21 protein-coding genes and 1 pseudogene are annotated in these 25347 nt (G+C 69.3%); 11 read left to right on the top strand and 11 right to left on the bottom strand.

What is annotated here, in order from left to right:
• Positions 1 to 10: 10 nt before the first annotated feature.
• From DMB42_RS42015 to DMB42_RS54465, 3 genes are read right to left on the bottom strand one after another with little or no spacing between them, the layout of a single operon-like run.
• Entirely contained in the window at positions 11 to 1369 is a 1359-nt protein-coding gene (locus tag DMB42_RS42015) for a M1 family metallopeptidase (protein ID WP_125644885.1), read from the bottom strand.
• A 48-nt stretch (positions 1370 to 1417) separates the two neighbouring features.
• Positions 1418 to 1726 (bottom strand): N-acetyltransferase, encoded by a 309-nt coding sequence (locus DMB42_RS54470; RefSeq protein ID WP_260478274.1) that lies wholly within the window; start codon positions 1724 to 1726, stop codon positions 1418 to 1420.
• A gap of 14 nt (positions 1727 to 1740) precedes the next feature.
• Complete coding sequence (locus tag DMB42_RS54465; protein ID WP_125644881.1) at positions 1741 to 3150, bottom strand: serine hydrolase; 1410 nt, start codon at positions 3148 to 3150, stop codon at positions 1741 to 1743.
• 208 nt (positions 3151 to 3358) lie between these two features.
• Between DMB42_RS54465 and DMB42_RS42000 the strand changes: the two genes are divergently transcribed.
• Together DMB42_RS42000 and DMB42_RS41995 are read left to right on the top strand one after the other, a co-directional pair.
• Positions 3359 to 4132, top strand: a complete 774-nt coding sequence (locus DMB42_RS42000) for a transposase family protein (protein ID WP_125645112.1) — start codon at positions 3359 to 3361, stop codon at positions 4130 to 4132.
• 1217 nt (positions 4133 to 5349) lie between these two features.
• A complete protein-coding gene (locus DMB42_RS41995) occupies positions 5350 to 5637 on the top strand; it encodes a hypothetical protein (RefSeq protein WP_125644879.1) in 288 nt (95 codons plus the stop codon).
• Between the two features lie 548 nt (positions 5638 to 6185).
• Here DMB42_RS41995 and DMB42_RS41990 read toward each other — a convergent pair.
• Positions 6186 to 7379: an IS630 family transposase gene (locus DMB42_RS41990; protein WP_221762587.1), complete on the bottom strand. Its 1194-nt coding sequence runs from the start codon at positions 7377 to 7379 to the stop codon at positions 6186 to 6188.
• Between the two features lie 100 nt (positions 7380 to 7479).
• Between DMB42_RS41990 and DMB42_RS41985 the strand changes: the two genes are divergently transcribed.
• Together DMB42_RS41985 and DMB42_RS41980 are read left to right on the top strand one after the other, a co-directional pair.
• Positions 7480 to 7797, top strand: coding sequence for a hypothetical protein (locus tag DMB42_RS41985; protein ID WP_125644877.1), 318 nt, complete (start codon positions 7480 to 7482; stop codon positions 7795 to 7797).
• A 216-nt stretch (positions 7798 to 8013) separates the two neighbouring features.
• Entirely contained in the window at positions 8014 to 8343 is a 330-nt protein-coding gene (locus DMB42_RS41980; RefSeq protein ID WP_125644875.1) for a nuclear transport factor 2 family protein, read from the top strand.
• Positions 8344 to 8644: 301 nt separating this feature from the next.
• Here the strand turns inward: DMB42_RS41980 and DMB42_RS41975 are convergent, their stop codons facing one another.
• Entirely contained in the window at positions 8645 to 10102 is a 1458-nt protein-coding gene (locus tag DMB42_RS41975; RefSeq protein WP_125644873.1) for an FAD-binding protein, read from the bottom strand.
• A 617-nt stretch (positions 10103 to 10719) separates the two neighbouring features.
• On the opposite strand from DMB42_RS41975, the gene DMB42_RS41970 reads away from it, so the two are divergent.
• From DMB42_RS41970 to DMB42_RS41960, 3 genes are read left to right on the top strand one after another with little or no spacing between them, the layout of a single operon-like run.
• The gene (locus DMB42_RS41970; RefSeq protein ID WP_125644871.1) at positions 10720 to 11613 is read left to right on the top strand and encodes an ABC transporter ATP-binding protein; all 894 of its coding nucleotides are present in this window, start codon (positions 10720 to 10722) and stop codon (positions 11611 to 11613) included.
• The gene (locus DMB42_RS41965) at positions 11610 to 12443 is read left to right on the top strand and encodes an ABC transporter permease (RefSeq protein WP_125644869.1); all 834 of its coding nucleotides are present in this window, start codon (positions 11610 to 11612) and stop codon (positions 12441 to 12443) included. Before DMB42_RS41970 ends, DMB42_RS41965 begins: the two co-directional genes overlap by 4 nt.
• A 5-nt stretch (positions 12444 to 12448) precedes the next feature.
• The gene (locus DMB42_RS41960; RefSeq protein WP_260478254.1) at positions 12449 to 13582 is read left to right on the top strand and encodes a DUF418 domain-containing protein; all 1134 of its coding nucleotides are present in this window, start codon (positions 12449 to 12451) and stop codon (positions 13580 to 13582) included.
• Here DMB42_RS41960 and DMB42_RS55510 read toward each other — a convergent pair.
• Positions 13560 to 13783 (bottom strand): annotated as a pseudogene (locus tag DMB42_RS55510) (IS5/IS1182 family transposase); the annotation flags it as partial. The gene DMB42_RS41960 and the pseudogene DMB42_RS55510 sit on opposite strands and share 23 nt — an antisense overlap.
• A gap of 76 nt (positions 13784 to 13859) precedes the next feature.
• Here DMB42_RS55510 and DMB42_RS41955 point away from each other — a divergent pair.
• Positions 13860 to 15842, top strand: a complete 1983-nt coding sequence (locus DMB42_RS41955; RefSeq protein WP_125644867.1) for a hypothetical protein — start codon at positions 13860 to 13862, stop codon at positions 15840 to 15842.
• 211 nt (positions 15843 to 16053) lie between these two features.
• On the opposite strand, the gene DMB42_RS41950 is transcribed toward DMB42_RS41955, so the two are convergent.
• From DMB42_RS41950 to DMB42_RS41930, 5 genes are all read right to left on the bottom strand, one after another.
• Positions 16054 to 16635 carry a dihydrofolate reductase family protein gene (locus DMB42_RS41950; protein WP_125644865.1) on the bottom strand — a complete coding sequence of 194 codons (582 nt, stop codon included), beginning with the start codon at positions 16633 to 16635 and terminating at the stop codon, positions 16054 to 16056.
• Between the two features lie 65 nt (positions 16636 to 16700).
• Complete coding sequence (locus DMB42_RS41945; protein WP_221762586.1) at positions 16701 to 17540, bottom strand: helix-turn-helix domain-containing protein; 840 nt, start codon at positions 17538 to 17540, stop codon at positions 16701 to 16703.
• Positions 17541 to 17903: 363 nt separating this feature from the next.
• Positions 17904 to 19280, bottom strand: a complete 1377-nt coding sequence (locus DMB42_RS41940) for a nitrilase (protein WP_125644863.1) — start codon at positions 19278 to 19280, stop codon at positions 17904 to 17906.
• Between the two features lie 36 nt (positions 19281 to 19316).
• Complete coding sequence (locus DMB42_RS41935) at positions 19317 to 20003, bottom strand: response regulator transcription factor (protein WP_125644861.1); 687 nt, start codon at positions 20001 to 20003, stop codon at positions 19317 to 19319.
• A 5-nt stretch (positions 20004 to 20008) separates the two neighbouring features.
• A complete protein-coding gene (locus tag DMB42_RS41930) occupies positions 20009 to 21139 on the bottom strand; it encodes a sensor histidine kinase (RefSeq protein ID WP_185845145.1) in 1131 nt (376 codons plus the stop codon).
• A gap of 242 nt (positions 21140 to 21381) precedes the next feature.
• On the opposite strand from DMB42_RS41930, the gene DMB42_RS41925 reads away from it, so the two are divergent.
• The 3 genes from DMB42_RS41925 (at position 21382) to DMB42_RS41915 (ending at position 25338) form a co-directional block, all read left to right on the top strand.
• Complete coding sequence (locus tag DMB42_RS41925) at positions 21382 to 22056, top strand: alpha/beta fold hydrolase (protein WP_125644857.1); 675 nt, start codon at positions 21382 to 21384, stop codon at positions 22054 to 22056.
• Positions 22057 to 22213: 157 nt separating this feature from the next.
• Entirely contained in the window at positions 22214 to 24061 is a 1848-nt protein-coding gene (locus DMB42_RS41920) for a S9 family peptidase (RefSeq protein WP_125644855.1), read from the top strand.
• Entirely contained in the window at positions 24025 to 25338 is a 1314-nt protein-coding gene (locus DMB42_RS41915) for a serine hydrolase (protein WP_260478253.1), read from the top strand. Before DMB42_RS41920 ends, DMB42_RS41915 begins: the two co-directional genes overlap by 37 nt.
• The last annotated feature ends 9 nt before the right edge of the window (positions 25339 to 25347 follow it).

Here is a 25347-nt window from a genome sequence, read left to right as displayed (position 1 = left end):
ACACCTAGGATCACAAAGCCGGTTTGCCGGGCTTGAACAGCCAGTCTGCGAAGAAGTCGGACAAGTCATGGCCGGAGATCCGCTCCGATAGAGCGATGAAGGCGCGAGTATCGGCGTTGCCGTACTTGTGCTCCGCCGTCCACGTGCGGAGGATCTGGAAGAACGCCGTGTCACCCACTTTGCTCCGCAGGACGTGGAGGGTCATCGCGCCGCGGTTGTAGACGCGGTCGTGGAAGAGCGCCGCCGGGCCGCCGGGGTCGGCGGTCGGCGTCTTCCAGAACGCGTCCTTGGCGGGAATGGCGTAGGCCGTGTCGAAGGACGTCTGGAGGCCCCGCTCGCCGATCTTGTCCTGCCAGAGCCAGTCGGCGTAGGTGGCAAAGCCCTCGTTGAGCCAGATGTGCTGCCAGCGGCTGGGCGTCACCGAATCGCCGAACCATTGGTGCGCCAGTTCGTGGGCGAGAAGCCACTCGCTGGGCACCTCGTCGTAGATGGGTCTGCTCTGGGTCTCCAGGGCGTAGCCCACGTTCGGCGCGTGGTCGACGATCGCGCCGGTGGAGGAGAACGGATAGGGGCCGAAGAGCGACGCGAAGTAGTCGAGTACGGGGGCATGGCGCTCGGCGAGGTTCACGGCTTCGTCGGCCAGCTTGGGGTCGACGGCGACGATGGTCCGGTACTTTCCGATCCTGGTGTCGGTCAGCTTGAACTTCCCGACGGTGACGGTCGCGAGGTAGCCGGCCATCGGCTCCTTGACGTCCCAGACGTACGTGGTGCGGTCGCCGGTGGTTTTACGTGAGGTCAGGTCGCCGTTGGCGACCGCCATCCGGGTGCTCGGCACCGTCACCGTGAAGCGGTAGGTGGCCTTGTCGGTCATGTGGTGGTTGCCGGGGTACCAGGTCATGGCGCCCTGCGGCTCGTTGGCGTTGAACACGCCGTCACTGGTGCGGATCCAGCCGCCGCGCGAGCCGTCGGGGTCCACGACGTGCTTGGGCCTGCCCTGGTACTCGACCACAATCGTGAAGGCACGACCCGAGGCGAGCGCCGCGGTCGGCGTGACGACGAGTTCGGTCCTACCCTGGCTGAAGGCGGCGGGCGCGTCGTTCACCGTCACCTTGCTGACGTCGAGGTCGGCGGTCAGATCCAGATTGAACCTGCTCAGCTCCTGCGTGGTGCGCGCCTTGATGGTCGCGATGCCGTTGAGGACGTTGGAGCTCGGGCTGTAGTCGAGTACGAGATCGTAGTGGCCCGCGTCGTAACCGCCGTTGCCCTGCCCGGGAAAGTACGGATCTCCCCCACTGGGATCGCCGGGTGCGCCCGAGGAGGCGGAGACCGTCAGGAGGGCTGCTGCGGCAAGCGCCAGAGATCGCTTCATAGTGAACATTCGACAGCCAGGTCGCTCTTGTTACACATTTTTTCCTGTTTATCTGTAGAAGTCCCGTAAAATCTCCCGGCATGCTGGCCTGCCGGGGCCGGAAGGTCGGAAGCGTTTGACGAGGCTGACCGCACGGTCGGTGACGGTGAAGCCGAGACTCTGGTACAGGCCCACGGCGCCGACGTCGAGTACGACATGGTCCAACCCCTCGGCCCGTAGCACGTGGGCCAGCAGCGTGCGAGCCAGCCCCTGCCCTCGCGCGTCCCGCCGTACGCCGGCGGCCGTGATGTAACCGAACGGCCCGCCGCGCAGCGGCCACTCCTCCTGCGGCACGTCGACTAGGACGAACCCGACGATGGATATGAACTGCGTCAGGGAGCGACGGAGGCGTACGCCTCGGCCAGTTCCTTCCAGATATCGACGGCGGTATCGGCGTTCATGCGGTTGGCCACGACCATCAGGGTCACGCCACGCGTCAGGTCGGTCGCTCCCATCGAGCTGAATCCGCCGTACCCGCCCGGGTGGCCCTGCCAGACGCGCCCGCTGACCTCGGCCCGCTCGGTGGCCATCCCGTACGTGTCGCGCTGCGCGGCCGCCTGCGGAGACGCCCTGATCATCTCTTCGATCGTGTCGGGCCGAAGGAGCCGCTTTCCGACGAACAACGCGTCGAGGAACTTGGCCCCGCCGAGCGCGGTGCCGGCGAACAGCCCGTCCCCAAACGGCAGGCCGTACAGGTCGGTGGGGATGCCCGTGGCGCCGAAAGCGGTGAAGAAGTCGACCAGCACGCCCTCCTTCTCGATGGAGTAACCGTGGGCCAGGCGGCGAAAGGCTTCCTGGGACCGTTCGGCGGTCAGCGACTCGTTCGTCGCCCCTGCCGGCCGAAGGAAGTGCCGGAGGTCGCGCTCGAGCGCCTCGTCTCCGCCGGACATCCTGGTCAGCACGTATGTCAGGACGAGGAATCCGGCGTTGGAGTACTCAAACCGCTCGCCGGGGTTGACCGGCTGGAAAATGCCCTTCGCTAGCATGGCGAAGGTGTAGGGCTCGTTCGGATCGTAGTGGTCGCCGCCCTCGAAGAGCGGAGCGGTCTCGGGGAGCTCGTACAGGTCCGGGTAGCCGGCGGTGTGCGTGAGCAGCATCCGGAGCGTGACCACGTCGGAGCCCGGCACGTCCTGCCCGACATAGGACGATATCGGGTTGTCTAGGGCCAGGACCCCGCTTTCGACCTGGCGCAGGGTGTACGCGCACAGAATCAGCTTGCCGAAGCTGGCGAAGTTGAACATCGTCGAGCCGGTGACCGGCGCGGGCTGGTCGTTGATCGCCTTACCGGAGTTCGCCGACCAGATCAGTTCGCCGTTGCACATCGCGACCGCCTGGACACCCGGATCACCGAACTCCGCGGCCGCCCTGGTGAACGCCTTGTCCAGGGCAGCCTGAACCGGCCCCCCGCCGACCCGGGCCGCCACCGCACCCTCTGGGGGAACGCCCATCTCGCCCGCGGGGAGGCTGCCTTCCGACGCCTTGACCATTGCTGTCCTTCCGTGAGGTCTGCGGTTCTCTTCTTGGATGAGTTCGCACCAGTGTGAATCCGGTCCGATGACTGAGCTTTGGCGGGAGCGCCAAGAGTCCAGCCGTACGAGTGACGCAACCGCCAAAGTCCGCAGATTTCGCAGTGTCCGGCTGAAGAAGCCGCCGCTGTCGGGGTTGACGGCCAGCGCGGTCGCTCTCGCCTCGGCCGCCTCGGCGAGCCGATCGGCGCGGGCGAGCACGATGGCGGACCACATGAGGGGCTCCGCGCGCCTGGGCAGACGCCCGGCCGCGCGGGACAGAGCGGCGAGAGCCGCTGCCCGTCGCCGTCCTCCGGCACCCAGTTACCGCTGACCACGCCAGGTGCGAAGATGGCGCGAGCTCGGTGTTCGCCTGACGACACAAGAAACCCCTGGTAGATGGATTGATCACCACAACCAGATCCGTCACAACCAGGGGCCTCGGATGCATTTCTGTCGTGCTGCCGTCGATTTGTCGCCTCAGACCCTGAACTACGTCACCGGGATGATCCGGCGGCCCCCTCAGGCGATCGGCTCGGCCTGGCGGCTGCTCAACCCCGGTCGACAGGCCCTGCTGGTACTGGTCTACCTGCGCAAGGGCGAGACGTTCACCGGGCTCGGGGCCGGGTTCGGGGTGTCGACGGCGACCGCGTGGCGGTATGTGAAGGAGACCGTGGCGTTACTGTCGGCGCGCTCACCCAAGCTCGGCCAGGCGCTGCGCAAGGCGAAGCGGGACGGGCTGAACTACCTGGTGCTGGACGGCACGCTGATCCACACCGACCGGGTCGCCGCCGACCGGCCGTACTCCTCCGGCAAGCATCGCGTGCACGGGATGAACATTCAGGTCATCGCCTCACCGGACGGAACCATCGTGTGGACCTCCGGAGCGTTACCGGGCAAGGCCCACGACCTGAGCGCCGCCCGCATCTGGGGCATCCTGCGCGCCCTCGAAGGCGCGGGCATCATCACCCTGGCCGACAAGGCATATCAGGGAGCCGAAGGCCCGATCCGCACCCCGTACAAGGGCAAGAACAAATCGGAATCCCAGAAGCAGGCCAACGGCGCCCACGCCCGCCTTCGCGGACCCGGCGAACGAGCGAACGCCCAGCTGAAGAGCTGGAAGATCCTCCGCAAGCTACGCTGCAGCCCCAGCAAGGCCGGCCACCTCTGCAAGGCTATCGCCGTCCTTCAAAACCACCGCGTTGCTCAGGCCGCCTGAGGATGAAAAAGGGTCACTGATCCAAATACCGGCCAGAAAGTCCGAGCTAGGACAGGGCGATAGACCAATTCTTGGTCAAACCGGCATCGGATTCCGAGCCGAACACCGCGAGTAACCAACAGCGGCACAGGGTTTTAGACTCATGACATACACGGACGAATCGCCGCAGTCGCTACGTGCATGCATGTCCGAAATCGATGCATTCGCGTTGACATCTTCTAACGCGTCCGACAGAATGCGGCACGCTCTGACACGCACAAACAGAACTCCCCTTTATCCGTAGGTTCCGGGGTCGAGCCCCGGGCGCCCCACCACTCCACACCCCATCCGACCTGGGCTTTCTCGATCCTCGGCCTTCTTCAGCGAGGCAAGATGGCCGAGTTCATGCTCGTCACATGCTCTTCGGCACGGGACCGGCACATGAACGGCCAGCCAGCAAGGGCGGGACTCCGGCGGGTAGCCCCGTCGTCCCATGCCACTTTCCTCACCTCAAGTGGCACAAGAATCCAGAAATCCACCTCCGCTCAACCCGGGGCACGCCAAATCGCATCTCCTGGTTGACTCCTTCCGGAGGAGAAGGTGACCGATCACGCGGGTCGCTTGTGCGTCGCCACTGGAGGTCGTCAGCGAGCCAGCCGTCCCAGCATGGCCGAAGCGGCAGCGATCCCGACGGTGGAGGCCACGACCAGCACCGCGAAGTCCAGCGGTAAGGGGGAGGAGATCCCGAGCAGCAAGCCGCGCAGCGCGTCGACCTCGTAGGTGAGCGGGTTGATCGTGCTGATGATCCATCACACCTGAATGATCACAGCGGTGGCCGTTGCCTCTTCCTTAGACCCAAGGCGCTTAAGCGCTGAAGCGGTGCAGCTCACGCCTGCCCAGACCATCACCACCGATGTGCGGCTGGAGTACTAATAGCCGTTCCGGTGGTTGAGAGCTGATCTCAGTGCTGGTCTTTCAGTAGCGGGAGCTGGTGTCTTCCCCGGTGCGGCAGGCTCCGGCGTCGGTTCGGGACGGATACCGAACGGACCGGCCTGTCCGGGCAACGTGACCCCGAGCTGGGCGGCGCCTTTGGCCCGGAAAGGAGTGCGGATCACCGGTTGCCTGCTTCCACCGCTCAGCGGTAACTAATAGTGCGTTCTGTGCCAAAGACAGGCTGATCACGGAATGCCACCCTCGTTGAGTAGGCCCAACTAGCGACTCGAATGAATGGAGAGCGCGTGCCCAGGATCAAGCGCGGCCTCGCCTTCGCGGCGGTGGCCCTCACCCTCACAGCCGGCCCCGCCCTACTCGCATCTGCACCGGCCACCGCTGCGACGGCCACCACCACGGCCACCGCAGAGGCGGCACTAGGCCGCTACGAATTCGCGGGGAGATACGCGTCCTACGACAATGGTTATGAAAGATGCCACCTAGATGGCCAGCGCTCTGCCCGTGCCTACCAGTGCCTGAGCAAGTATTATGAGAATGAAGGTTTTTTCTGGACCCTGTGGCTCTGGACAGCATGAGCAACGTGTGAGCAGGCCGTTACCGGGCTCTCGCATCCGGCTAAAAAGCCCGGCGCTCGGGTCGGCGTCACCAGACGCAAAGTAGCTCAGCGGGAGATCGGACCAGACAGAATTTCAATTCTGTCTGGTCCGATCTCCTAGCGGCGTCATCCCAGGCCAACGCCCCTACCTTGGTTCTCCCGCCGATTCGGTCCCGTGGGCCTCGACAGCAGAGCGCCGAATCCCGCCCTCTCCGAACGGCGCAACGGGCCGCATTACACCCTCATGGATCCCGGGGAGACCCAGCAGTAGGACGCTTACGGAAACCCAGGTCATAGCCATATCCGCCCGATTTTCCGCGAGCACTACCGAACCCCCCAACGTAACCATTCGTTACTTTCCGCTATCGCTCGGCCGTGCCGGATCCGGCCGGAACTCACCCATAAGGCGTCCTCCTCCCGAGCGTGGCCCCAACCGCCAGGTAGTCCCGACCACTCAGCTCAGAAGCCCTGAATCCTGTCCGGTTCCTGAAATGACTTAGTGGTCCGGCTCGTAAGTCATTCGAGGGTTCACGCGGTCGCTTGTAGGGCGGCAGGCTGATAGTCGCAGCCAGCGGGCTGTTGGAAGTGGAGCTCCTTCTGTTCGTGTCGCTCGATCCGGGCCACCAGGTCCTCGAGGTCGGCCAGGGTGAACTTCCATCTGAAGGGCCGGGCAGTCTCGTTGTAACGACGCTCGAAAGCGATCAGCCGGTCTTCGACCTGGTCAAGACTGGTGAAGTCGTTGGGTGTGACCACCAGCTGCACGATGGAGAAGAAGATCTCGATCTGGTTGAGCCAGGACGCGTGCACGGGAGTGTGGACCATCACCGCGTTGGGGAACCGGGCGGTGAGCCGGTCGGCGGCCGCCTTGCCACGATGGGAGGAACCGTTGTCCACGACCCAGAACACCCGCCGGGCCGAGGCGTATGGCTCTTGCGCCATGACCTGCTCGGCCAGGTCCATGAACGGGATGATGCCCGTCTTGGGCGAGCAGCGGCCGAACACGCGGGCCTGGTGGACGTCGTAGGCGGCCAGGTAGGCCAATGCGCCGCCGCGTTCGTAGTCGTGGTTGACGCGCATCATCCGGGCGGTGCCGGGCGGCAGGCTGGGATGGCAGCGGCAGCGGGCCTGGATCGAGGTCTTCTCCTCGGCGGAGATCACATACTCGTCGCCGGTCAAGGGCTGCCCGTCCCAGAGGCGCTGGTAGAGGCCGAGCACGCGGGCGGCCTTGGTGGCGAAGCCGGGGTCGCGGACGAATATCCAGGAGGCGTGCTGCCACGGTTTGAGCACGTCGGCGGCCAGGATCCGGCGGACGGTGGAGGCGGACATCGCCTCGGCGATGCCCCGCCCGACGGCTTCGCGGGCCAGGTCGGTGCTGCTCCAGCGGGACAGCGGCGTCCCGGTCTCGGTCGGTAGCTGGCAGGCCAGCGCCGTGACCTCGGCTCGCTGGACGGAGGTGAAGCGGGGTGGCCGGCCGCTGCGGGGCCGGTCCTTGAGCCCGTCGATGCCCTGGTCGGCGTAGCGGCCACGCCACCGGCGGACGGTATCGAGGTGGACCCGCTGCCGCAGGGCGATGCGGGCGTTGGAGTAGCCGTGCGCGGCGTCCAGCACGATCCGGACGCGCACGACCTGCTGGTAGGGGGCGGTGTGGGAATGGGCCAGTTGCTTGAACCGCCGTCGCTCGCAGGCGGTCAAGACGATCTGGCGAGCGCGGGGGACGGGCACGCGGAACGCTTTCGGTGATCTGATGAGGGGCGCTGCCACTTTGCCCCGATATCCACCGCCCGGGACGGGACCGACACGCCGGACCGGCAAGATTGGGCTCATGCCCGCCATCCCGGAGTCGACCAAGACCTCCCTGGCTCAGCGACTGCGCCAGCACGCCCATGATCGCTGGCCGCAGCTGGCAGGCCTGCACGTCCGCTACCACGGCCAGTTCGCCTACGTCGAAGGCGAACTGGCCGAAGGCCACCGGCTGCCCCTCATCCGGCTTCGTTACGGCGGATCGGCCTCCATCTGGGGATTCGGGCTCTACCGCGCCAGCAGCGGCAAGTACGTGAACCAGATCCTGCCCACCGGCATGTCCGCCGGCACACCCCAAGAAGCCCTCGACTGCGCCTGCGATCTCTACCTCAGCCACTGACCCCGAAGGACTTACGGGCAGAACCACTTAGCCACAGGTCAGCGCGTCAGAGATGTTCTCCATGCGGATTCGGGCGCATCCCAGCGCTACCCTCCGGAGCCGAGACCTCGGTCTCCGCGCTGTCCGCGCGGACCCTGCCGCCACGACCGCCGCCACCCGGCGACGGCGTCCTGACCTCCTCCTCCCTGTACCCCATCCTCATCCACTAGGAGAATCATGACCTTCCCTGCCATGCCCGCCGCCGTCCTGCAGTTCTTCACCGCCTCCCAGAACGCCGACGCCGACACCTGGGCGGCAGCGTTCGCCGACGACGGCGTCTTCCACGACCCGGTCGGCCCGCCACCCATCACCGGCCGCGCCGCCATCCACCGGTTCATTGCCTCGGTCCTGCCCGGCTTCCACCCATTCCTCGGACTGACCCCGCTGCAAGCCCACACCGTGGGCAACCAGGTCGCGGTGTCCTGGCGCGGGCCGCCGTCGCCCTGGACGGCACACCGGCCAACTGGTCGGGCATCAACGTCTACGAACTCGACGACACCGGCCTGATCAAGGAAGCCAAGGCCTACTTCAACAGCGCCATCTTCCAGGCCCAGCTCACCCACTGAACCCGACCAGCGAGGCGGGCCGTCATGGGGAGTCAGTGGCAGCGGCTCCGGTGACCGCTCGTGACGGTGTTGCGGACTGCCGGGCTGAGGCAGCGTCCACAGGCGGCGCCGTTCGTGTCTGCCGCGACCTTGCTGACGGCCTCTGGGATGGTCACCGCCGGCCGCTCGGCCCAGGTGCGCAAGACCCAGGCCCCGGGAATTGGCGTCAGGCTTCGATCACGACCCGGATCCGGCTGCGGGCTTCACGGTCCCGGAGGGAAGACGCCCTGGCCCGGAGCGAGGATTCCGTCGGGGTCGTAGCGTTCACGGGCCGCCTCGAAGGCCGCCCATTCGGGGCCGTAATGGGTGCGCCACTCCTCGGGCGTGGTGGGTATGGAGCCGACCGGGTACTGGTATCCCCCGACGGATTGGGCGCTCAGGTAGAGGGAACGGTTGGCCTCCACCATGTCCTGCGGGCTCCCGGCTCCCAGCGAGGCGGTTCTGAGCAGTGTGAAGAGGAAGACCGTCTCCTCGTCGGGCAGGCGCAGCAAGGGCAGGTTCAGGCGGGCGCGGGGGAAGGGATAGAGCAGGACCACGCCGCTGGCGCCGACCTCGGTCTCGGTCAGTTCCTTGATGGCGGCCTCCACGAAGGCATCGGTACGGCTCGCGGGCAGGAACATGTTCCACCAGGGGTGCGGGCGGTACCACTCGCCTGTGGACTTCAGGTAGGCGACGCCCTCGGCGAGCCGGTTGAGGAAGTCGAAGTAGGACATGTCCTGGATCTCCCGGTCGACGGGCTGGTCGCTCAGCCCGTCGAGCAGCCTGGCGTCGTCCGGCGGGGTCGTGCCGTCGAAGAAGGCGACCGCTTCAAGCTGGTAACTCCAGCCGGCGGAGCCGGTCGGCAGCCCGAGCTCTCCCTCCACGTAGGCGAAGCGGCCGTCGTTGACCACGCGCCGCTGGTCGGCGGTCAGCGCGGCGACGCTCGGGTAGGAGAGCAGGTAGTGGCGGACCGTCGCGGGGGCGGGCAGCAGGCGTACGGTGGCCTTGGTGATGATGCCGCACTGTCCTCTGCCGGCCAGCGCCGCGTGGAAGAGGTCGGGACGCAGCTGCGCGGAACATCTCCTCAGGCTGGCCTCCCCCGTGACGATTTCCAGCTCCACGACGCTGTCCGCCTGGGATCCGTGGTGATGGGTCTGGCCGCCGAGACCGCCCACGGAGAGCGTGCCACCGACCGAGAGCTCCAGGTAGTCGGTGAAGACCGGAGGGGTCAGGCCGCGGGCCAGGGTCGCCTGCGCCAAGCTGCTCCAGAGCGCGCCCGCCTCCACGACGGCCGTGTCCTCCCGCACCTCAATCGCGTTGAGCGGGGTCATGTCGATGATCAGACCGCCCTCGACCTGGCCCTGACCGAAGGTGGCGTGTCCCTGGCCGCGCGCGGCCACCTGCAGGCCGTGCGTCCGGCAGTACTTCATCATCAGCATGATGTCCGACACGGCGCCGGGCTCCAGTACGGCCCCGGGGATCCGGTGGACCAGGTGCCCGAAGTCGTCGGCCGCCTGGCCGCGCGAGGCGGGATCGGTCACCACCTTGCCCTTCAGCGGCGGCAGGTCGTCCATCCCCTGAGACCGGGCGGCGTCGGTGACCCACGTCCGCGTGGACGGGTCGAAGCCGATCACGGCCGCCGCCGCCGTGGGTAACGGCCGTCTCCACGAATGCCACGTCATACCCGATCCTTTCGCAGCCCGTCACGTCGCGTTGATAATCGCCGACGGCATCCGGTCACGCCACCCGAACGAAACCGGATGACAGCCACAAAAGGGTTACCGCGGCGCTTCGGGCCTCCACGGGCGAGCGGCGGCAGGTTGGAGCGATGAGTTTCACGTGTCTGGCCGACCTGCAATCAGCCTGAGCGGGGTGCGGTTGCTCCATTCCGCTGACGACGGAAGAGCTTCTCCCGCTGGGCGCCCAAGGACCACCACGATCCCGACCGCCGCCGTGATCGCCTACGACAGCGCGCTCAACGATCCTCGGTCATGCAAGCAACCAAAGTTGACTATGCCGGATTAGGCAACTAGGGTTGCTTACATGCCGGCAGAAGACGTACCCACACCCCAGGGCCCAGCCGACACGGTTCCCCGCACCCTCATCCCGGCCGGCGTCGACCGGGCCGGCCTGATGGATCGCGTCGAGGAGACGCTCACGCGCGAAAGCCGGTAACCAGCACCTCCTAGCCCCCACGCTCCGGCCCCGGTCCGGGCCGCGATGCGCCATGCCCTCGCGCCGGGCTTCGCCGGCATGTGCTCCGGCACGAGGTCATCCGAACACGAAGAGAGGTCATCTCATGACGAAGAGCAACGACATCGTGCTCGACGTCGACGGGCTGCGCATGCGCTACGGCTCGCTCGACGTCCTGCACGACGTCACGTTCCAGGTCCGCCACGGCGAGATCCTGGCTCTGCTGGGGCCGAACGGCGCGGGCAAGACCACCACGATCGAGATCCTTGAAGGCTTCCGCATCCGGTCGCAAGGCCGGGTCTCGGTGCTCGGCGCCGATCCCGCGCACGGCGACGAGCTGTGGCGGGCCAGGCTCGGGATCGTGCTGCAGTCCTGGCGCGACCACGGCAAATGGCGGGTACGCGAGTTCCTCGCCCACCTCGGCACCTACTACGCCCCCTACGCCACCCCGGGGATCCCGCGCCCCTGGGACCCCGACGAGCTGATCGAGAGGGTCGGCCTGACCGAGCACGCCGGCAAGAAGCTCAAGACACTGTCGGGCGGCCAGCGGCGCAGGCTCGACGTGGCGATCGGCCTCGTGGGACGCCCGGAGCTGTTGTTCCTCGACGAGCCGACCACCGGTTTCGACCCGCAGGCCAGGTCCGACTTCCACGATCTCGTACGCGACCTGGCCGACGCCCGCGAGACCACCGTCCTGCTAACCACCCACGACCTGGACGAGGCCGAGAAGCTGGCCGACCGCATCCTCGTGCTGAACGGCGGCCGGATCGTCGCCGACGGCACCGCCGCCGAGCTGGCACGGCGGATCACCGGCGACGACGAGGTGCGCTGGGTGCGCGACGGGCGGCGGTACGTCGAGAGGACGTCCGACTCGACCACGTTCGTCCGCGAGCTGTTCGCCCGCCACGGCGACGACGTCCGGGAGCTGGAGGTCCATCGGGCCTCGCTGGAGCAGACGTACCTGGCGCTGGTGCGCGAGGCGGAGGGAGAGGCCCGATGAACTCGGCCGTACTGCGCGCGGGCTGGTCCCGGGGCCTGATCGAGCTGCGGCAGTCGTTCACCAACGGCGCCGAGCTGTTCTCCCACTTCCTGTGGCCGGCCCTGATGGTGGCCACGCTGTTCTTCATCCGGGACCTGCCGGTCGGCGCCCTCCTTCTCGGTGCCCTGGCCTTACCCGGCATCCTCGGCATGAACGTCGCGACCGGCCTGATCGGCATGAGCCAGCAGCTCACCGCCGACCGCGAGGACGGCACGTTGCTGCGCGCCAAGGCGACCCCGAACGGGATGCCCGCCTACCTGATCGGCAAGGTGATCTCGGTGTCCGGCGGCCTGCTGGCCGATCTGGTGATCTTCCTCGTGCCCGCCGTGCTCCTCGTCGAGGGCCTGCGGATCGGCCCGGATTCCTGGCCCGGCCTGGCCTGGGTGCTGGCGCTCGGCCTGGTCGCGACCCTGCCCATCGGCGCGGTCCTGGGTTCGGTGTTCACCACCGCACGCGCCCAAGGGCTGGTCCAGCTGCCGTTCCTCGCCCTGATCGGAATCTCCGGCATCTTCTACCCGATCACCTCGCTGCCCGAGTGGCTGCAGTGGACCGCCCAGATCTTCCCCATCTACTGGATGGGGCTCGGCATGCGCTCAGCCCTGCTGCCGGACTCGGCGGTCGCCGTCGAGATCGGCGAGTCCTGGCGGCACCTGGAGACCGCCGGAGTGCTGGGCGCCTGGGCGGTGCTCGGCCTGCTCGTGGCGCCGGTCGTGCTGCGGCGGATGGCACGTGGGGAGTCCGGCTCGACGGTGGCGGCACGCCGTGAGCGTGCCCTGCGGCGGGTCGGGTGAAGGCCGTGACCGCCACGACGGTGACCGGCCGATCCCTGGCGCCGGACCTGGCCCGGGGCGTGATGTTGCTGGCGATCGCGGTGGCGCACGCGCCGGTGTTCGTCACCGGCACGGCCTTCGGGATGCTCGACGGCGTGGCCGCGTTCCTCGATCATCTGCTCGCCCACAACCAGGCCCGGCCGATGTTCGTGTTGATGTTCGGCTACGCGCTGGGCCAGTTCGCGTACCGGCATCAGGTGAGGGGCGGGGACTGGGGCTCGCTCAAGAAGCTCCTGCGGCGCCGGAGCCGATGGCTGATCGTCATCGGCTTCGTGCACGGCGTGCTCCTGCCGGTGGACATCATCGCGGTGTACGGACTGACGCTGCTGATGCTCGTCCCGCTCGTACGGGCCCGGGACTCGGTGTTGTGCTGGACGGCCGCCCTGACCCTCCTCCCGGCGGTGCTCGTGACCTCCGGGCCGGTCCTGCTGGCCCTGACCGGCGCCGTGGACGTCGCGGGTGCCGGGATCATGCCGGCCGACCTCGGCTCCCATCTGCTGTCCGGCCTCCAGATGTGGCCGGTGAAGACGGTCCTGGGCACGATCGACATCGTTCCGGGCATGATGCTGGGCCTCTGGGCGGCTCGCCGCCGCGTCCTGGACGAGCCCGAGCGGCACCGGACGCTACTGCGTCGTGTCACCGTGATCTGCCTCGGCGTCGCGCTCGCCGGCCGGCTCCCCGGAGCCCTGCTGCTGTCCGGCATGTGGACGCCTCCCGTACCTTGGGCCGCCGTGCTCGCGCACACCCTCACCGGCTATGCCGGCGGCATCGGCCTGGCGGCCCTCATGGGGCTCGTCGCGACACGGTCCCGCCCCGGCCCCCTCACCGCCGCCCTCGCCGCCCTCGGCCGGCGCTCGCTGACCTTCTACCTGTTCCAGTCAGCGGTGTTCCTCGCCCTGTTCTACCCGTTCACGCTGGACCTGTCCGACGACGTGGGCTTCGCCGCCGCCTTCGGCATCGCCCTCGCGATCGGCGCCGTCTCGATCGTCCTCGCAACCTGGCTGCACCGCACAGGCCACCGAGGCCCGATGGAGGTCCTCCTACGGCGCCTGACCTACGGCCGCCGCAACACGACGGCCTGGAGTTCTTCAGCCGGTTGATCGTCCGTTCGACGACGTTGCGTGCCTTGTAGCGCTCGGCATCGAAGCCGGTAGGCCAGCCCCGGGCGGAGCCGCGCCCGCGGCGGGTGGCACGCTGGTCGCGCGGTTCGGGGATGGCGTGGCCGATCTTGGGGCGGCGTGGGTTGGCGCGGGAGCCACGGCCACGCTGTCGGGTCGGGTACGCGGGCGTCGGCCTCCGGGGCATGAAGGTTGCCAAGACGGGTGATGACCTTGGAGGCTCTCCTTGCCGACGCGTGCGACCTTCCGGGAGTGCCCTGTGATCATCGAGGATCTGTCCGAGCCGGAACTCGCCCTCTGGGAGGCGTTTCCCACAGCGCGTCCTGTGGATCTTCCTGGCACTCCCGTCCGGGCTGCGATCATCGCAAGGATGTTGCTCGGCGCCCGGGAACGCCTTGCAGGGCAGACGCCCGGCATGCACCTGTCCGGCGCCCGGATCACGGGCCGATTGGACCTGTCGTACGCCGAGGTACAGCACCCTCTGATCTTGACCGGGTGCGAGTTCGAGGAAGCGCCGGTCTTCACCGGAGCCCGCACCGGCCTGGTGGACCTCGCGGCCTCCCGGGCGCCCGGACTGCAGGCTGTGGACGCTGTGATCGGCGGGGCATTGCGCCTGGAAGGCTGCGAGATGGCCGGCCCGATCCAGCTTGCCGGGGCCCATGTGTCCGGGACGCTGAATCTCAGCGGCGCAGCGATCCACGCACCTCAGGCTGTCCATGCCGACGGCCTGATCGTCGACCGCGATCTTCTTGGCGCGAACGCCGTCATCGACGGTGAGTTACGCGTTGTCGGCGCCAGGATAGGCGGGACGATGACCCTCGATGGTGCCCGGGTCGGGCGGTCAGGCGGCTTCAGCCTCACCGCCGAGGGGGTCGTCATCGACGGCGGGTTGTCGTGTGCCCGCGGTTTCCGCTCCTGGGGGGAGCTGAGCGTGCAGGACGCCCGGATAGGGCGCCGGTGCGTCTTCAGCGGAGCCCAGCTGTCCAACCCGGACGGCATCGCCCTGAACGCGGAGAGACTCGGTGTCGAGGGCGGGCTGCGTATCGATGACGGCTTCTCGGCCGAAGGTGAAATCCTTCTGCGTGGAGCCCGTGTGGCCGGTTCGCTCCGTTTCGCGCAGGCGCGCCTCGCCAATCCGGGAGGACGCGCGCTGAACGCGCCGCTGATGGAGATCGGCAGCGGACTGCGGCTCACACCAGGTTTTGTGGCGAACGGAGAGCTCTTTCTGGACTCCACCCAGGTCCGCGGATCGGTCAACCTCGACGGCGGGACGGTGTCCAACCCGGGTGCGACGGCGCTCTCCCTGCGTCGGCTGGGGGTCACCGGCAGGCTCAGCTGCGGCGAAGGCTTCCGTGCCGACGGGGAGATCGTGCTCATCGACGCCCGGATCGAGGGCAGCCTGGAGTTTCACGGTGCCGCCCTCAGTAATCCCGGCGGGCGGGTTCTGTCCTTATGGGAGGTGACTGCGGGCGGCGGCATCGACTGCTGCGAAGGATTCGCGGCCACGGGAGACGTCTCGATCAGGAATTCCCGGATCGCCGCCACACTGTGCCTTGCGGAGACCACCATCGACGGTGACCTTCACCTTCGTGGTGTAGAGGCGGCTTCGCTGAAGATCGGGCCCCAGACGGAACTGCTGCGGGCCGTCGACCTTCGCCACAGCCGGGTCGGCGTGCTCGATGACGCTCCCAGCCGGTGGCCTGCTCACGTACTGATGAACGGCTTCACCTATGACGGCCTGGAGGCTCCCCTGCCTGTCCGGGAGCGACTTGACTGGCTGGCCAGAGAGGCCTACCAACCTCAACCCTATGAGCAGTTGGCCGCCGTCTACCGCCGGCAGGGTCACGATGAGGCTGCTCGCGACGTGCTGCTGGCCAAACAGCGTCGCCGCCGCTCGGGGCAGCGGCTCGGGGCGCGGCTGTGGGGACATGTGCAGGACTGGACCGTCGGGTACGGCTACCGGCCCTTCCGCGCCGCGCTCTGGCTCGCCGCCCTTCTCCTTGTCGGCACGGTCGTTTTCACCGCCCACCAGCCACCGGCCTTCAAGCCAGGCGAGGCTCCCCCCTTCAACGCCTTCCTCTACACCCTGGACCTGCTCCTCCCGATCATCAGCTTCGGACAGGAGAGCTCCTTCGGCCCGCGCGGCGCACAACAGTGGCTCGCCGCGGCGATGATCACGGCAGGGTGGATCCTCGCAACGACCATCCTGGCAGGCCTCACTCGCGCACTCTCGCGCCAATGACGCGACCAGAAGCGGCCACCTCGACTCGTCGTCAAGATCGACCCTCTAGCACCAGAATCCGGTCCGATCCACCGCCTGGAGTTGCCGCACCACATCGCCCTCGCAATGTCAGAAGCTCTGACGGGGAGGGCGGCGTCGGCGCGTCGATCGGACCCGAAGGCCACGCTCAGGCTCAGTCCGTTCGCGGTGGACTTCTACCCGCTCAGGTCGGTCAACGGCGCACCCGGTAGCGCAGGTGAAGCACCCGGTTGCCCTGAATCGCCACGTCCGGATCCTCCAACAGGTGCTGCGCGTGGACCGACCCGAAGTAGCGCTTGCCGGACCCGAACACGACGGGGACGACGTCCATGCGCACCTCGTCGATCAGGCCCGCGGCAAGCACCTGGCCACCGACGTCGCCGGCGGCGACCTCGACCACGCGGTCCCCCGCGAGCTCCTGCGCCTTGGCCATGGCCGCCTCGACGCCGTCGACGAAGTGGAACGGCGCCTCGGGGTCCCAGCCCTCGGGCGTCGGCCGGTGCGACACGACGACCACGTGGTCGATGCCGCCCGGCGGCTTCCCGTCCCAGCCGTCCGTCAGGTCGAACACGTGGCGGCCGACGATCGTGACTCCGATCTGGTCCCAGTACGGCCGGGTGTGGTCGTAGGACGTCTGCGACACCTTCAGCTCGCCGCTCTCGTCCAATGGGACGTCACCGCTGGACAGCCAGTCGAACAGCGGTCCGGGCTGGTCATTCTCGTCCGCGATGAAGCCGTCCACCGACACCGAGCTGTACATGACCACCTTGCCCACGGGGCTCTCCTCTGCTTTGGGGTGCCCCAAATTAGCGTGTCGTGAGCTGTCGTTCTTGTAAGAAATCAATCGGCCGGCAGCGGCCAGCCGTCCAGCGCGTGGCCGGGATGTTCGCGTAGGAACCGCCGCCGGACTTCGACGTACCGGGTCGGCGTGAGCCCCGTGAACGCCCGGAACTCGTGGCCGAAGTGGGCCTGGTCGAAGTAGCCTGCGCCACCGGCGAGGTCGCCCCAGTCGATCGGCCCGGCGGGATCGATCGAGAACACGGTGGCGGCGAAGCGGTAGGTACGGGCCAGCCGCTTCGGCGTGACGCCGATGAGCTTCTTGAACCGTTGTGCCAGATGAGTGCTGCTGACACCGGCTGCCACGCTCAGGTCGCCGATCGCCACCGCCCCTCTGGCCGCCGCGATGACGCTGCTCGTATGGCGGACCAGCCCCAGGCCGTCGGTCTCGCACAGCCGTCGCATCAGCTCCTCCTCGAGCAGCGTCAGCATCTCGTGCGGTCCGTCCGCCGTGGCCAGCCGGTCTCGCAGCTCAGCGATGGCGGGCCGACCCCAAACCTGCTCTATCGTCACCGGCCGGTCACACAGCTCGCCCGCGGGCATCGGCAGGAACGGCGCCGGCCCCCACGGCTTGAAGTGCACGCCGACGGACCGGGTCCGGAGTGGGTAGCCGAACTCCAGCGCGCGGGTGGGCGTGGTGACCACGCAGCCGTCGGCGTACTCGGCCGTTTCGATGTCGGTGCCGGCGCGGATGCGGAACGGCGCCCCGAGGTTGACGATGAGCAACGCCGACGGCATCGGCGGCAGGGTCAGCCGGGCGTACGGCGACGCGCCCTCCAGGTAGTAAAGGTCGTCGATCAGCCTGTCCAGCGGCGGACGCGGCACTCTGGACACGTACTCCACGCCCACAGTATCGCGGACATCCCGCTGGCCCGACAGCTGACCCCGACCAGCACACGCCATCGCGAGCTGGAAACCCCCAACCGCCGCGGCGCTCGCCTGACCACCCGGCCTGTCGACCAGCTCAGGAACGAACCGCCTCGCCGGGCGTACATCTCGTCGGTGAGCGGCCCGCCCGCAACGGCTACGCGACCACGGCGGACGTTGGCCAGGCTCGCGCGCCCCCATACCCAAGTACCCGATCTGGACCTGAACATGGTCACCGACTTCCGCGTCGTCGGCTGATCGAGAGCTGATGGATGTCTCGACGCTCCGGCCTACCCCCACGCGCCTGACAAGATCACATCGCTCTGAGTTGCGGGCGTCCTATGCGGAGCGGCGGGTGCCGAGCCTGGCGAGTCCGACGAGCAGCATCGCGACCGAGGACCAGGCGGCCCAGTCGCCCAGGCCGGTGTAGACGGTCGAGGCGCCCTGCTGCGGCAGCGCCGCGAACACTGTGTTCATGCCGGGCTTGCCGCTGCGGCCTTCGGCCAGCACCCGTCCCCGGGTGTCGCTCACCGTGAGAAAGCCCTGGCGGGCCGCGCGCGCCACCGACAACCCGCTCTCCACCCCGCGGACCATCGCCATGCGGCTGTGCAGCCAGGCGTCGTCGTCGAAGTCCCAGGCGGGGGCGAGCAGCGCGGTCGCGCCGGCCTGGCGGTACTGCCGTACCAGCCAGGGGAAGTCGAGGTCCTTGCAGACGATCAGGCCCGTCGTGGTCGGGCCGAGCAGGGTCAGCGTGCTTCCGGGCGTGAACTCCGACTCCAGCCCGGGAATCATGTGGTGTTTGTCGTAGCGGGCGCCGGACGGGTAGACCAGCGCGCTGTTGGTCCGCGTCGCGCCGGTGCCGAGCGCGACGCCGGCGACGACCGCCACTCCCGGCCTGGCCAGCGGCAGGCGGGCGGTCGCCGCGTCGAACGTCTTCTCCGGCAGCACCGCGATGTCGGCACCGCGGGCGGCGGCCGCGTCGACGGCCCGGCCGTAGCGCCGTAGCAGGTCGCGCCCCTGCGGGGAGTCCAGTTCCGCGGTGTCGCGCGGGTTGTCGGTGGAGATCAGCGCGACCTCGCGGTGCTGCCCGCCGTCCTGGCCGGTGCCGAGCCGCGCGAAACCGTACGCCAGGGCGAGCGCCACCATCGCGCCCGCGGTCACCGCGACAGAGGGCCGGCCGGTCGCGCCTGGTGCGAGAAGCGCGGCCACGGCGGCGGGCACGAGCAGGAGCAGGAAGGTGATCCCCCAGACGCCGGTGACGGAGGCCGTCTGCAGGACGGGCAGCACGTCGGCCTGCGTATAGGCCAGGCTCCACCAGGCGCCGTGCGGTCCGGCCAGCGCCATCAGGTATTCGACGCCGACCCACGACGCCGGTACGGCGAGCACGGCCGACAGCGTCCGCCGCCTGGCCAGCAGCGAACGGTGAAGCAGCACGCCGAGGCCGTACAGCAGCGCCGGCCCGGCGAGAAGGCCGGCCGCCACCGGGACGGGCGTCTCGAGCGTCCCGGTGAAGTACGGCCACCACTGCAGCTGCCCGCCGAACCAGGTGAGGGCGCCGGCGGCGAAGGCCGAGCCTCCGCTCACCCGGGGGGCGGTGAGCAGCACGGGCAAGGGAGCGAGCCACGTCAGCCAGGCCACGGGGTGCAGACCGGTGCCGAAGTGCAGCAGGACAGCCGAGGCAAGGGCCGCGGCGAGCGCGATCAGGGCACGTTTCATGGCGACGATGCTGCTCGCGGCCACCCTGGTGGCGCGTCACTCGTGAGTGTGATCTTCGATGTCACTCTCACCGGCGACCACGAGGCCGCATTCGTAGGCGAACACCGCCGCCTGCACCCGATCCCGCAGGTCCAGCTTGGTCAGGATGCGGCTGACGTGCGTCTTGACCGTGTGCTCGGTGACCACGAGCGCGGCGGCGATCTCGGCGTTGGACAGTCCGCGGGCGACCAGCCTGAGCGTTTCGCGCTCCCGCTCGGTGAGCGCCTCCAGCCGTCCCGCCAGCCGTGGCATCGGGCCGTGAGCCGGCCGTCTGACCAGGTTCTCCAGCAGCCTGCGGGTGGCGGCGGGCGCCAGCAACGCCTCACCGGCGGCCACGGTGCGCACCGCATGCGCCAGCTCGTCGCGGCGGATGTCCTTGAGCAGGAAGCCGCCGGCGCCCGCGCGGACGGCGTCGTAGACGTACTCGTCCAGGTCGAACATGGTCAGGACGAGCACCTTGGCGGAGGTGGTCGCGCAGATCTCCTTTGTGGCCTCGATGCCGTTCTTGCCCGGCATCCGCACGTCCATCCGGACCACGTCCGGACGCAGCCGCGCTGCCAGCGCGATCGCCTCGTCGCCGTCCGCCGCCTCGCCCACCACCAGCATGTCCGGCTGGGCACCGAGGATCAGGCCGAACCCGGCGCGGAAGAGATCCTGGTCGTCGGCGATGAGCACGCGCAGCATGCGCGCTATTCAAGCGGAAAGACGGCTCTGACCATGAATCCGCCGTCCTGCCCCGGTCTCGCGGTGAGCGTCCCGCCGTACGCGGTCGCCCGTTCCCGCATGCCTATCAGGCCGTAGCCGCCGCTGTCCCGACGTGACCCGCCGCCCTCGTCGGCGATCTCGACGAGCAGTTCCCGCGCGGTCCAGCGCAGCTGCAGCCGTACGTCGCGCACCCCGGCGTGTTTGCGCACGTTGGTGAGGGCTTCCTGGACGATCCGGTAGACGGCGGCTTCCAGGCTGCCGGAGATCCGCCGCCGTTCGCCTTCCACGGTCATGACCACGTCCAGGCCGCTGCGTTCGGCCAGTGAGGCGAGTCCGTCCAGGCTCGGCTGGGCGGGCCCGAGGTGCTCCCCAGCCGGAACGGCCGACGCGCGCAGCGCCGTGAGCAGGCCGCGCAGCTCGGTGAGCGCTCCCCTGCCGGTGTCGGCGATCGCGTCGAAGACGGCCTCGGCCCTGGGCGCGTCGCTCCGTACGACAACGGGCCCGGCCTCGGCCTGCACGACCATCAGCCCGACGGCGTGCGTGATGATGTCGTGCATGTCACGAGCGATCCGCGCTCGTTCCTCCGCCACCGCGGCGATGTGCTCCTGTTCACGGCGACGGGCCCGTTCGGCCAGTTCCGCGGTACGCGACCGGTTCGCCCGGGCGCTGGTGCCCAGCGCGTAGGCGGCCACGAAGGCGGTGCCGATCAGCCGGAAGATCTCGCTGTCCTCCCCCGGCAGTGCCAGGGAGACGCCGACGATCACGGCGATCGCCGGAATCGCGGCCAGGCGCTTCCACGTGGGACTGACGTCGGCGATGGTGTAGACGGCGACCAGGGGGCCGAACGGGAGGAACGGCTTCTCCCAGAAGACCATGACGGTCATCGCGGCGCCGACGAACAGCGCCACGGCCATGGGCGCGCGCCTGCGCCAGTAGACGGGCGCGGAGGCGAGCGCGCCCAGGGCGACGATCCACCACGCCCTCGGACCGGGCACCAGCAACGGACCGAGGGTGGCCGCGGTGGTGACGGCCGCGATCGCGACGTCGCCCCTCAGACCGGAGAACCTGGCGGCCCAGAGCATCAGAACCCCGCCGGCGCGCCCCACGCTGATCATTCGCTCATTATCGGCTCCGCCCGCAATGGGACAAGTCCAGTCGAACGGGCGCGTGCCCGGCGAGGGTTTCCAACTGGGCTCGCCCATCGGACTCGACCTCGGCGCGCGCACGTCGGAGGATACGGCCGTGGCCATCTGCGCCGAGGTGATCCGACTCCGCCGGGGCGGGGCCGGCCGCACGTTGACCACAGCCGAAGGACGCATCCGCCTATGTCACCATCGATCACATAGGAGTCCCTTCCATGACCACCGTCATGCTGATCCACGGCGCCTGGCACCGGCCGAGCACCTGGACGAGGTTCGAGCCCGAACTGCACACACTCGGCTACGCCACGCGCGCGCCCGCGCTTCCGAGCGCCGGTGAACATCCCACCGCGGGCATGCACGACGACGCCGCCGTACTTGCCGGGGAACTGGCCGCGGTCGAAGGCCCGATCGTGCTGCTCGCCCACTCCTACGGGGGCATCCCGGCGACCGAGGCCGCCGCCGGGGCGGGCAACGTCGAGCGGCTGATCTACCTGGCCGCGTACATGCCGGACCGGGGAGAGTCGTTGTGCACCCTCCACGGCCTGCCGGACCCCGACGACACGAGCGGCCTGTTCCCCCTCGTCGACCAGCCACGCACCTCGCTCTACGGCGACCTGCCGGACGCCGAGGCCGAGCAGGCGATGAGCCGCCTGGTCAACCAGACCACGCGGTCCTTCACGGAGAAGGCCGACACGGCCGGCTGGCACGACATCCCCTCCACCTACATCATCGCCGAGCGGGACCAGGCTCTCCCGCCCGCCCTGCAAGAGCGGATGGCAGCCCGAGCCGCCGAGATCCGCAGGCTGACCAGCGGCCACTCGCCGTTCCTGTCCCAGCCGCACCGTCTGGCCGCCCTCGTCGACGACATCGTGCGGTCCGCGGCCGGCTGAACCCTGCCCGGCGCGGCCGGCCACCTCATCCGCCGTAGGGGCCGACGGCGGGATCTCGGCGACCATGCCAGGCGCTTTGGCGGCGGGCACAAGGTTTCAGGCGCCATTCGTCGTCCACGATGAAGAGGACCGCGGCAGCCTGGCCTAGCGTTCGGTCATGCGCCGCCTCTCCCTCGACGACCTGTACGGCCTGGCCCTACCCGGCGATCCGCAGCTGCGCCCTGACGGCTCCGCGGTCGCCTACACCCTGACGACCACGGACCGAGAGTCCGACGCCAACGTGACCGAGATCTGGTTGGCCACTCCCGGCGCCACCCCACGCAGGCTGGCGACCGGCGCGGCCCCCCGCTGGTCACCCGACGGCCGCACCCTCGCCTTCCTGCGCCCGGCCGGCGGGCCGCCGCAGATCCACCTGCTGCCCATGGACGGCGGCGAGCCGCGCGTCCTCACCTCGGCGCCGCTCGGCGCCGGCGTGCCCGTCTGGTCGCCCGACGGCACCCGCATCGCCTACGCCGGACCGACCGGCGAGGTGGACCAGAACGCGCCGATCGTCATCGACACGCTGGAGTACAAGGCCGACGGCGCCGGGCTGTTGCGCGGCCTGACCACGCACCTGTTCGTCGTCGACGTCGAGGACGGCGCCTCGGCGCAGGTGACCTCGGGCGACTTCCACGCCGGCCCGCCCGCCTGGGCCCCGGACGGCGACCTGCTGGCCTTCACCGCCGGCCTGGACCCTGACCGCGACCTGGACATCTGCGGCGGCCTCTACCTGGTCGAGCCCAAGCAGGACGGCGCGCTCGAACGCGCGGGCGGCGCCGACGTGATCTGCGCGGGCGTCTGGTGGCTGGGCGGACGCTGGGTCGTGGCCGGTTACCGGGAGGTGCCCGAGGGGCATACCCGGCTGTTCGCCCTGGAAGGGGATGACTTCGCCGAGATCCAGACCGGCCTCGACCGCAACGTGATGATCGGCGCGCCCGCCTACCCGGGGGCGACGCCCACGCTCAACGGCGACGACCTGCTGTTCTGCGTCCGCGACCGCGGGCTCACCCACCTGTACCGGCTGGCGCCCGGCGGCGTCGCCGAGCGGATCGTCGACGGCGAGCACAACGTGGCCGGCGTCAGCGTCGCCGCCGGCCGGGTGGCCTACGTCGCCTCCACCCCGTGCAGCGCCGGCGACGTCTACCTCGACGGCGAGGCCCTCACCGACCACGCCCCCGAGGGTGTCGAGCTGTTCCGGCCGCGCAGCCGTACCTTCACCGCCCCCGACGGGACGCCGGTCGAGGCGTTCGTGCTGCGCGACGAGAGGCTGACCGAGCCGGGCCCGCTGCTGCTGGACATCCACGGCGGCCCGCACAACGCCTGGGCGCCCGTCTTCGACGGCGTCCACCTCTACCACCAGGCGCTCGCCGCCCAGGGCTGGACCGTGCTGCTGGTGAACCCCCGGGCCAGCGACGGGTACGGTGAGGCGTTCTACACCGCCACGGCCGGCGCCTGGGGCATCTCGGACGAGGACGACTTCCTGACCCCGCTCGACGTCCTGGTCGAGGAGGGCGTCGCCGACCCCGCCCGGCTGGCGGTCACCGGCTACAGCTACGGCGGCTACATGACCTGCTGGCTCACCAGCCGGACCGGGCGCTTCGCCGCGGCCGTGCCCGGCGGGGTCGTGGTCGACCTGCGCAGCATGGCAGGCACCGCCGACCTCGGCTACTTCCTGGCCAAGCACGAGGTCAGAGGGGAGTTCGTCGAGCAGTCGCCGATCACCAACGTCGGCGACGTCGTCACCCCGACCCTGATCCTGCACGGCGGTGCGGACGACCGCTGCCCCGTCGGCCAGGCCGAGCAGTGGTTCGAGGCGCTGCGCGAACGCCGGGTGCCGGTCCGCCTGGTCCGCTATCCCGGCGGCTCGCACCTGTTCATCGTCAACGGACGGCCTTCGCACCGCTTCGACTACAACGAAAGGATCCTCACGTGGCTGGAACAATGGGTCAGCGGCTCGCCGAACTGATCGAGAAGTACGAGGTCCCGGGCGCGGCACTCGCCTACCTGCACAACGGGGAACTCCACGAGTTCGCCGCGGGCGTGCTCAACGTCGACACCGGCGTCGAGGCGACCCCCGACTCGCTGTTCCAGATCGGCTCGGTCTCCAAGGTCTGGACCGCCACCCTGCTCATGCAGCAGGTCGAGCGCGGCCGGCTGACCCTGGACACCCCGGTCGCCGAGCTGCTGCCCGGCTTCCGGGTCGCCGACGCCGAGGTGACCAAGACCGTCACGGTCCGTCACCTGCTGTCGCACACCAGTGGCATCGACGGCGACCTGTTCCTCGACACCGGCCGCGGCGACGACTGCATCGAGAAGTACGTCGAGGCCTGCGCCGACCTGGCCCAGAACCACCCGCTCGGCGCCACCCAGTCGTACTGCAACTCCGGCTTCGTCATCGCCGGGCGCATCCTGGAGGCGCTGGAGGGCAAGACCTGGGACGCGGTGCTGCGCGAGAACATCTGCGAGCCGCTCGGCCTGACCCACACCTGGACGCTGCCGGAGGACGTGCTGCGCTTCCGCGCCGCGCACGGCCACGTCGAGAACGGCAAGGCGGCCCCGGTGTGGGGCCTCATGCGGTCGTGCGGCCCGGCCGGCCTCATCTGCGCCCGTCCGCGCGACGTGGTCGCCTTCGGCCGCGCCCACCTTGAGGGCGGCCTGCTGGACGACCCGCGGGCGATGTGGGAGCCGCAGGTCGACATCCCCAACCCGCACACCCTGGGCAGGCAGTGGGGCATCGGCTGGATCCTGGACGAGTGGTCGGGCCACCGCGTCATCTCGCACGGCGGCAACACCATCGGCCAGCACGCCATGCTCTGGGCCGTGCCCGACACCGGCACCGTCGTGTGCGTGACCACCAACGGCGGCCACAGCGGCGCCCTCACCCACGCGGTGGCCACCGAGCTGTTCGCCGAGCTCGACGGCCTGGTCGTGCCGCCGGTGCTCGGCCCGCCGGAGACCCCCGTGCAGGTGGACGTCGAGGGTTACGCCGGTGTCTACGAGCGGGTCGGCGCCCGCATGACCGCCAGTGTGCACGACGGCGCGCTCAGGATGCGCGTCGAGGCGACGGGCGCGCTCGCCGCCCTTCAGGAGCCGTTCGACCTCGACCTCGTCGCGGTCGACGACGTCACCTTCGTCGGCCGCCGCGAGGGCGACCCCGACTGGGTCTCCGGCGTGTTCTACCAGCTCGACGACGGCTCGCCCTACTTCCACCTCGGTGTCCGCGCCACCCCCAAGATTGCCTGAGGAGACCAC

It is taken from the genome of Nonomuraea sp. WAC 01424 (genome assembly GCF_003947315.1).
Classification (GTDB): Bacteria; Actinomycetota; Actinomycetes; order Streptosporangiales; family Streptosporangiaceae; genus Nonomuraea; species Nonomuraea spiralis.
Note: the sequence above shows the minus strand (reverse complement) of the source record. Positions and strands in the feature narration are given on the sequence as shown.

Coding starts and splice junctions, on each gene's coding strand:
- DMB42_RS41920 (WP_125644855.1), top strand. CDS start 22,214: ATGCGCCGCCTCTCCCTCGACGACCTGTACGGCCTGGCCCTACCCGGC.
- DMB42_RS41940 (WP_125644863.1), bottom strand. CDS start 19,280: ATGAAACGTGCCCTGATCGCGCTCGCCGCGGCCCTTGCCTCGGCTGTC.
- DMB42_RS41980 (WP_125644875.1), top strand. CDS start 8,014: ATGACCTTCCCTGCCATGCCCGCCGCCGTCCTGCAGTTCTTCACCGCC.
- DMB42_RS41925 (WP_125644857.1), top strand. CDS start 21,382: ATGACCACCGTCATGCTGATCCACGGCGCCTGGCACCGGCCGAGCACC.
- DMB42_RS41985 (WP_125644877.1), top strand. CDS start 7,480: ATGCCCGCCATCCCGGAGTCGACCAAGACCTCCCTGGCTCAGCGACTG.
- DMB42_RS41975 (WP_125644873.1), bottom strand. CDS start 10,102: ATGACGTGGCATTCGTGGAGACGGCCGTTACCCACGGCGGCGGCGGCC.
- DMB42_RS41970 (WP_125644871.1), top strand. CDS start 10,720: ATGACGAAGAGCAACGACATCGTGCTCGACGTCGACGGGCTGCGCATG.
- DMB42_RS41965 (WP_125644869.1), top strand. CDS start 11,610: ATGAACTCGGCCGTACTGCGCGCGGGCTGGTCCCGGGGCCTGATCGAG.
- DMB42_RS42000 (WP_125645112.1), top strand. CDS start 3,359: ATGCATTTCTGTCGTGCTGCCGTCGATTTGTCGCCTCAGACCCTGAAC.
- DMB42_RS41930 (WP_185845145.1), bottom strand. CDS start 21,139: ATGATCAGCGTGGGGCGCGCCGGCGGGGTTCTGATGCTCTGGGCCGCC.
- DMB42_RS41935 (WP_125644861.1), bottom strand. CDS start 20,003: ATGCTGCGCGTGCTCATCGCCGACGACCAGGATCTCTTCCGCGCCGGG.
- DMB42_RS54465 (WP_125644881.1), bottom strand. CDS start 3,150: ATGTGGTCCGCCATCGTGCTCGCCCGCGCCGATCGGCTCGCCGAGGCG.
- DMB42_RS42015 (WP_125644885.1), bottom strand. CDS start 1,369: ATGAAGCGATCTCTGGCGCTTGCCGCAGCAGCCCTCCTGACGGTCTCC.